At 73.3% G+C, this 6,933-nt stretch carries 9 protein-coding genes; 3 read left to right on the plus strand and 6 right to left on the minus strand.

The genetic code is table 11. The features are described 5' to 3' along the window. Window positions 1–461, minus strand: a 461-nt coding sequence (locus ATM99_RS18815) for a DUF4157 domain-containing protein (protein ID WP_150118120.1), incomplete at its 3' end; no start/stop codon positions are given. Between the two features lie 403 nt (window positions 462–864). Here ATM99_RS18815 and ATM99_RS19215 point away from each other — a divergent pair. Together ATM99_RS19215 and ATM99_RS04470 are read left to right on the plus strand one after the other, a co-directional pair. Then, window positions 865–1,041: a hypothetical protein gene (locus ATM99_RS19215; RefSeq protein ID WP_190278769.1), complete on the plus strand. Its 177-nt coding sequence runs from the start codon at window positions 865–867 to the stop codon at window positions 1,039–1,041. Window positions 1,042–1,281: 240 nt separating this feature from the next. Next, on the plus strand, window positions 1,282–2,115 hold the full coding sequence (locus ATM99_RS04470) for an EI24 domain-containing protein (protein WP_082659268.1): 834 nt from the start codon (window positions 1,282–1,284) through the stop codon (window positions 2,113–2,115). On the opposite strand, the gene ATM99_RS04475 is transcribed toward ATM99_RS04470, so the two are convergent. From ATM99_RS04475 to ATM99_RS04490, 4 genes are all read right to left on the minus strand, one after another. Next, window positions 2,083–2,691: a thermonuclease family protein gene (locus ATM99_RS04475; protein ID WP_223304802.1), complete on the minus strand. Its 609-nt coding sequence runs from the start codon at window positions 2,689–2,691 to the stop codon at window positions 2,083–2,085. The genes ATM99_RS04470 and ATM99_RS04475 overlap by 33 nt on opposite strands. Window positions 2,692–2,980: 289 nt before the next feature. Next, complete coding sequence (locus ATM99_RS04480; RefSeq protein ID WP_062101730.1) at window positions 2,981–3,394, minus strand: hypothetical protein; 414 nt, start codon at window positions 3,392–3,394, stop codon at window positions 2,981–2,983. A gap of 522 nt (window positions 3,395–3,916) precedes the next feature. Then, a complete protein-coding gene (locus ATM99_RS04485) occupies window positions 3,917–4,771 on the minus strand; it encodes a PKD domain-containing protein (protein WP_062101731.1) in 855 nt (284 codons plus the stop codon). A gap of 5 nt (window positions 4,772–4,776) precedes the next feature. Continuing rightward, on the minus strand, window positions 4,777–5,391 hold the full coding sequence (locus tag ATM99_RS04490) for a DUF6318 family protein (RefSeq protein WP_190278770.1): 615 nt from the start codon (window positions 5,389–5,391) through the stop codon (window positions 4,777–4,779). 110 nt (window positions 5,392–5,501) lie between these two features. Between ATM99_RS04490 and ATM99_RS04495 the strand changes: the two genes are divergently transcribed. Next, on the plus strand, window positions 5,502–6,278 hold the full coding sequence (locus ATM99_RS04495) for a DUF429 domain-containing protein (protein WP_190278771.1): 777 nt from the start codon (window positions 5,502–5,504) through the stop codon (window positions 6,276–6,278). 60 nt (window positions 6,279–6,338) lie between these two features. Here ATM99_RS04495 and ATM99_RS04500 read toward each other — a convergent pair. After that, on the minus strand, window positions 6,339–6,933 hold a 595-nt coding region (locus tag ATM99_RS04500), incomplete at its 5' end, for a DUF4352 domain-containing protein (protein ID WP_062101734.1).

Genomic DNA, 6,933 nt, shown 5'->3' on the forward strand with positions numbered 1-6,933 from the left:
CGTGGCCCGGTCCGGTGCTCGGTGAGATGCCCGGTGAGGTGCTGGGTGAGGTGCCCGGTGAGGTGGGACGTGCCGGCGTCGGCGGCCTGGTGGGCGCCGGGGCCGTGCGGGTGCGCCCCGTCGGGAACCGTGCCGCCGTGGAGGGCGACGTGCGCCCACGCCTCGGCCTGGGCCTCGTCGTGCGGGCCGCGGCGGTGCGGGGCCTGCAGGGTGTGCGCGACCTCGTGCGCGACGACGTGCTCCCAGGTCGACGTGCCTGGGCGCAGGGTGTCCGGCAGGAAGACGTCGGTGCCGCGGGACGCGGCGAGACCGCCGGCCGCACGCGCCGCCCGTGCGGCGCGTGCGCCGGTGTGGACGCGCACCGCGCTCAGATCGGCGCGGTACGCGGCCTCGAGCCAGCGCCGCACGCCCGGGTCGAGCGGTGCCCCGCCGTCGGGCTGTCGGGTCGATGAAGTGGTCATGCGGATCCGCCCCCTGGATCGCTGTGAATGGCGCGACGCCGCGCCCCCCGGTGGCGCGCCGTTGCGGCACCGATGGCGTCATGATGCTCCGGGCGAACCGGGGTGCGGGCATTCTTGTGAGGAATTCACCCGCGCCCGGGGCGGGTGGATTTCTGTCTGTCTTTCTTGGTCAATTGTCCGTGTGGGGGATCGTGGGGGTGGCGCGGTCGGTCGCACACGATGGGGTGGGCGACTGGTCGGGGGTGCGCCGTCGGTGGGTCGGACGTCCGTCCTGCGGTGCCGGTCGGCGGGCGATCGGGGGTCGAGAGGTGAGCTCCGAGGGACCGGGTGCTCCCACGGGTGGTGCGGTCTCGGATCGGCTCGCCCGCTGGCGTGGTGCGGGACCCGGGGTCAGCGTGGGGGGATGAGCGAGGACACGGTCCACCCGGCGAGCCAGCGGCCCGAGACGGACGACCCCGAGAACCAGCCGCTCCCCGGCGCGCACGGCCCCACGGGTGACCCCGAGCCCGGCGACACCCAGGACACCGGGACGCGACGCGTCTACCCGTCCGACCCCACGGGCGACGACCCGACGTCCTGAGACGGGCAGGTGGTCCGGTTCGCCGCCTTGCCAGCCCGCGACTCGCCGTACGTGACCCGCGGTCGGACGCCTGCTGCGAGTTCCGGCCGCGACCGAGGGCGGTGTCGGTCACGGCGGCCGGGGGCGAGGCCGTGATCGGTCGTGCGTCGCCGGGTCGGGGTGCGACGGATGACGTCGTGGACGCAGGTTCCGTGCGCTGGTCGAGACGGGTGCCGGCGGTCGTCGTACGCTGCCGCCACGATGAGTGACTTCCTCGACGGTGCCCGGCTGCTCCTGCACGGGTGGAGGTTCTGGCGGCGACGGCCGTCGACGATGGCGCTGGGGCTGGTGCCCGCGGCGGTCGTCGGTGTCGTGATGCTCGCCGCGATCGTCGTGCTGGTGCTCAACCTCGGACGGATCGGCGACTGGGCGACGCCGTTCGCCGACGACTGGACGCCGTTCTGGGAGCGGGTCGCCGAGCTGGTCGCGCAGGCCGTGGTGCTCGCGGCGGCGGTCGTGCTCGTCGTCGTGACGTTCACGGCGTTGACGCTGACGGTCGGCGAGCCGTTCTACGACCGGATCTGGCGCGCGGTCGAGCTGGACCGGACCGGCGCGGTGCCCACCGGTGACACCGGGTTCTGGCGGGGTGCCGTCGACGGTTTCGCGCTCATGGCGCGGGGGCTCGTCGTCGCCGTGCTGGCCGGTGCGCTCGGTCTGGTGCCCGTGGTCGGGACCGTCGCCGGCTGGGTCGCGGGCGTGCTGCTCACCGGGTGGGTGCTCGCGCACGAGCTCACGTCGCGTGCGCTCGTCGCCCGCGGACTGTCGCGCGCCGAGCGCAACCGGTTGTTGCGTGCGCAGCGCACGGTCGCGCTCGGGTTCGGCGCGGCGACGCAGCTGTGCTTCCTCGTGCCCGGCGGGGCGGTCGCGACGATGCCCGCCGCGATCGCCGGGTCCACGATGCTCGCGCACCGGCTGCTGGGGCCGGGTGCGCCGGGTGCTGCAGGTGATCCAGGTGCTCTAGGTGCGCCGGGTGCGCCTGGTGCGGAGGCCGGCCCGGTGCCGTCAGCCGGTGACGCCGCCGCAGGTGGTCGCTGACCACAGGCCCGCGCCGGCGTCCTGCGCCTGCTGCTGAGCGTCGCGCAGGTGCTGCTGGTACGCGTACGGCGCCGCGTAGGTGTGCTCCACCGCGAAGCCTTCGGCGACCAGGACGTGGTTGAGCAACCGGCCGTCGGGCAGCCAGACGTAGTCGAGCTCGCGCCCGTACTGGTCGACGCTGTCCTGCGTCGGGTCGCCGCGCAGCGTGACGGTCTGCCCGGCCAGCAGCTCGGTGGTGCGCGCCGACGCCTCGGGTCCGAAGCACTCGACGGGCCGGTCGGGTGCCACGGACTCCGGGGTGTCGATGCCGATGAGCCGTACCCGCGTCTCGCGGTCGGGCCGCGCCACGACGATCGTGTCGCCGTCGACGACGCGGACCACGCGGAACGGGCCCTCGACGTCTGCGGGTGGGGTGGTCAGGTCGGTCGTGTCGACGGGTGCCGGTGCCGGTGCCGCCGCCGGTGCTTGTGCTGGCGGTGCCGTGGTCGTGGTGGTGACCTGCTGCCAGGGGAGCGCAGCCGTCAGGGCGTCCACCGTGGTGGGACGTCCGAGGCCGATCCACGCGACGACGAGCACGGTCGCCAACGCGGCGAGGGCGCGGGCGGGGTTGGCTGAGCGTCGGCGGCTGCGTGGGTGCCGTGTCGGGGTCGTCCCCGGGTGCCGCGCCGTCGGCTGGGTGCGGTCGGCGAACGCGGGGTGCCGGTCCGAAGGTGCGTGGTCGGCGAACGCGGGGTTCCGGTCCGAGGGTGCGCGGTCGGCAGGCATGCCGCTGCATCGGCACCTCGGGGTGTCCGGTTGAGCCGGATCTGCGGGGTCGGCTCAGCAGCCGGTGGGTCGGTGCGTGACCGCGGCGCGGCCTCGTACCTCAACCACCCTCGACGACACGTACTCCGTCGACCTGCCAACCGCCGTCGCCCTGCGTGAGCGCCAGCGCCAGGACGAGGCGCTCGGGCTCCCCGATGTGGATCTGCCACATCTCCGGGGCCTCCTCCCAGGTCGTGGTGACGACGTGGTCCGCGCCGACCTCGACGACGTACTCACCCGGCGCTTCGCGCCCGCCACGTGTGGTGACGGCGTCGAAACTGTGGCGGACCATCGCCGCAGCCTCTGTCCCCGTGAAGCCGTCGGTCTGCCGCTGGGCGTCGACCTGCTGCGCGATGCTCTCGCACCACCCGCAGCCCGGCCCAGCCCAGCGGCGCAGGGCGGTGCTGTCACCGTCGTTGAGGGCCGTCGCGAACACGTCGAAGAACTCGGCGCCCGCTGCAACGGCTGCCTGCACGTCCGGCTCCTCGCTGACCGCGACCGACGTCGGGGTCGCGGCGGCGCTCGGCCCGGCGGTCGTGGTCGGTGTCGGTGTCGTCGTCTCGGCCGCCCGGGCCCGGGAAGGTGAGTTGCCGGTAGGCGACGGGGATGGGGAGGTGCAGGCGAGCAACGTGGTCATGAGCGCGGTGAGCAGGGTGGCTGCAACGGCGGTCCGCCGGGCGCGGAGGGGAAGTCTCGGCATGTCCCGAGCCTCGCGGTGCCGGGCCGGGCCGTGGACGGGATGTGAGGCATCTGTGGACGACGGTGATGCGCGTCGACGGTGTGGACGGCTCGGTGCCTGTGAGGCGGAAGGGGTGCGCGCGTCCCGTGGTGCGGGCGCCCGTCGCGTCCCCGATCCCGCCACCTGACGCCACGGAGGCACGCGCGATTCGCGTCGGAGCCGGACGGGGCACCCGCACGCGATGCGTCGCGGAGGCGGGCGCTGCCCGCGCACACGAGCACGGCGAGCACCGCCGTGCGTCCGTGGGGGCGTCAGGGCTCAGCAGTCGGCGGGTTTGGGGCGGGTGTGGCAGTGAGTGGCGACGAGGCGGGAGGTGCGTTCTTCGATGGTGAAGGGGGTGCTGGTGGTGGTTGTGGTGGCGGTGCCGTTGATGTCGCGCCAGGTGGTGGTGCCGTCGATGAGGTAGCGGCCGGTCCAGGTGGCGGTGAGGGTGATGGCGGCGGTGCCGGGTTGTTCGTACTCGTGGAAGACGTCGTGGTGGGGGTAGGGGTGGCCGGGGCTGGTGGTGGTCAGGGTGTGGCCGTCGCCGAAGTCGTAGGTCCAGGTGGTGGGGGTGGCTTCGACGGTGATGCCGTGGCCGAGCAGGTCGGTGCGCAGGGTGATGGCGTCGGGGTTGGTGGTGACGATGGTCTCGATGTTGACCAGGACCCAGCCGCGGTCGGGTTGCAGGGTGAGGGTGGGTGCGGGGATGGGCAGGAGCCGGAAGTCGGCTGCGGTGAGCTCGGGGAGCAGGTCGGTGCCGCAGCCGCCGGAGTCGATCTGGGTCCACTCGCCCCAGGGCGCCTCGGGGCTCGTGCGTGCTTGGCGCCACATGGGCATCACGATGCTGTCGCCCTCGGGGCAGGTGCGCAGGGCGCCGGCGGTGTTGGCCAGCTCGGGGCAGGTGCCGTCGGCCGAGCCGCGTGTCCAGATGCCGGCCGCTTCGCGGCACAGGGGTGCGCGTTCGTAGCGGAAGAGCTGGACGGCGGGGGCGACGGCGGCGTTCTGGCGGGCTGCCTTCTCACTCGCCGCGACGGTGAGCCGAACTGCGTCGCCGGATTTTTCGACCTCTGCATCGACGGAACTGCCGCCAGAAGCGAGGGCAGCAGCCAACACTGCGGCGATCAGGAACATCCTGGCTAGCCCTCGCCGCGAGCGATGTCGACCGCGTCAACCCGCCACCCGTCAGACCACGTGAGGGCGACGAGGACGTCGTACAGGCCGCCTCCAGATGACGACGCGATGTCTCCCGAGGACGTCACCTCGCGAGAGGCGGGCTCGCGCATCCGGAACGTCGCGGAATACGACTCGAATGGGAGGATCTCGATGCCGGTTGCGTCGTCGATTCCGACAGGGTCACTCTCGGTGTGATTGCCTGTTTGGTGCATCGTGGTCGCCGCGCTGAGGCGGCGTTCACAGAAGCCGCAATCGGGGCTTGAAAGCTGTTCCCATTCCGCCGTATCGCCAGTCGCGAACATGTAGTAGTGGAGTCGGAGGAAGTAGACGCCTGCTGCGGCGGCCCCGTCGGCAGTCGCCTCAGACATCGCGGCCGGGCGTTCGGGCGGTGTGGTGACGGCCGCTGTCGGAGTGGGGGCCGGCGCAGGTTCGGTGGGTGTGGGGCTGGGCGTGAATGTGGCGCTCACCGGCGACGTGGGCGTCGTCGGCGCTCCCGGGGTGCCGGTGCACCCCACCGCCGCTCCCACCACGAACCCGACCACCATCACTGCGCGCGTCGCTCGCCCCTGCATCCGCATGCCCGGAACGTACCCGTTCCTCGGTGTCAGATGGGATGGATTCATCCGATCTGTGGACGACGCGCGTCACGAGGGTTCCCCGTGTCGGTGCCGCGCTGTTCACTGGCTCGGTGTCGTCCACGCGCGGATCCGAAGCTGCCCTGACGAGGTACGTCGGCCTCGACCTCGCCTGGGGGCGGACGGCCCGCACGGGCGTCGCCGTCCTCGACGGGAGTGGTCGGCTCGTGCACTCGTCGTCCGTGCGCACGGACGACGAGATCGATGCGGTCCTCGACCGGCACACGTCGGGACGGGATGTCGTCGTCGCGGTCGACGCGCCGCTCGTCGTGCCGAACCTCACCGGGCGGCGGCTGGGGGAGGCGCTGGTGACGCGGCACTTCGGCCGGTTCCACGCCGGTGCGCACCCCTCGAACCGGGGGCGGCCGCACATGGACCCGCTGCGTGCCGAGACCCTCGCGCAGCGGCACGGCTGGCACGTCGACCCCGAGATCCGGCCCGCGTCCGGGGTGTCGGTGGCGGTCGAGGTGTACCCGCACCCGGCGATGGTCGTGCTGTTCGGGCTGCCGCGCGTGCTGCCGTACAAGGCGAAGCAGGGGCGATCGCTCCAGGTGCGGCAGGCCGCGTGGGCGCAGCTGCTCCGCCACGTCGAGGACGTCATGGGCGACACCCTCGGGCTCGGCGACGACGCACGCTGGGCGTCCATCCGCGCCGAGATCGCCGGCGCCGAGCGTCCCGCCGTGCTCGAGAGGCTCGAGGACGAGGTCGACGCGATCGTGTGCGCGTACCTCGCGTGGCTGTGGGGGACGCAGCGCGAGCGGATGGTCGTGCTGGGGACGGTGGGCGAGGGGTACGTCGTGGTGCCGGGGCTGCCCGAGTCGGCGTCGTGACACCCGCGCCAGCGGCGGGAGGGCGCTGCCGCGGCGACGCACCCTCCCGCTCGTCGTCGCTCAGCCGAGCGTGACCTCGACACCGCCCGAGAACGGCGAGTCGTGCAGCTCGACGCTCGCGGGAGCGGCGTCCGCCGGGACGTCGAAGACGACCGTGCCCTGCACGCTGTTGCCCGGGTTGATCTGGTTGAGGAACGACTGCACGTCGCCCAGGTAGATCGCGGCGCCCGTGTCGGCGGAGTGCGTGCGGCCCTGCGTGTCCGTGAGCTTCTGGCTGCTGCCGTCGAAGTACTGCGCCTCGTCCCCGATGTTCGTCACGGTGACGTGGACCAGCAGGAACTGCCCCTGCGCGTCCTGGCCGAACATGTCGTCGCCCACGCGCGTCACGCCCGGCTCGACCCCGGTGACCGTGAACTCGAACTTGCCGTCGCGGACCGGCGTCCCGATGCCGGCGGCGGTGCTCGCCGGGCTCTCCTCGGCCGGCGGGGCGTCGCCGGCCGGGGCCGACGCGGCGGGCGACGCCGGCGGAGCGTCGTCGCCACCACCGCCCAGCGCGCTCGCCACGGCCACCACGACGACCACGGCGCCGAGCGTCGTCAGGATCTTGTGCCGCGCGAACCACGAACGGCGGGGCTGCGGGGCAGGGCTCGGGTCG

This window comes from Cellulomonas sp. B6 (assembly GCF_001462455.1).
Taxonomy (GTDB): domain Bacteria; phylum Actinomycetota; class Actinomycetes; order Actinomycetales; family Cellulomonadaceae; genus Cellulomonas.

Coding starts and splice junctions, on each gene's coding strand:
- ATM99_RS04490 (WP_190278770.1), bottom strand. CDS start 5,391: ATGCGGATGCAGGGGCGAGCGACGCGCGCAGTGATGGTGGTCGGGTTC.
- ATM99_RS04485 (WP_062101731.1), bottom strand. CDS start 4,771: ATGTTCCTGATCGCCGCAGTGTTGGCTGCTGCCCTCGCTTCTGGCGGC.
- ATM99_RS04470 (WP_082659268.1), top strand. CDS start 1,282: ATGAGTGACTTCCTCGACGGTGCCCGGCTGCTCCTGCACGGGTGGAGG.
- ATM99_RS19215 (WP_190278769.1), top strand. CDS start 865: ATGAGCGAGGACACGGTCCACCCGGCGAGCCAGCGGCCCGAGACGGAC.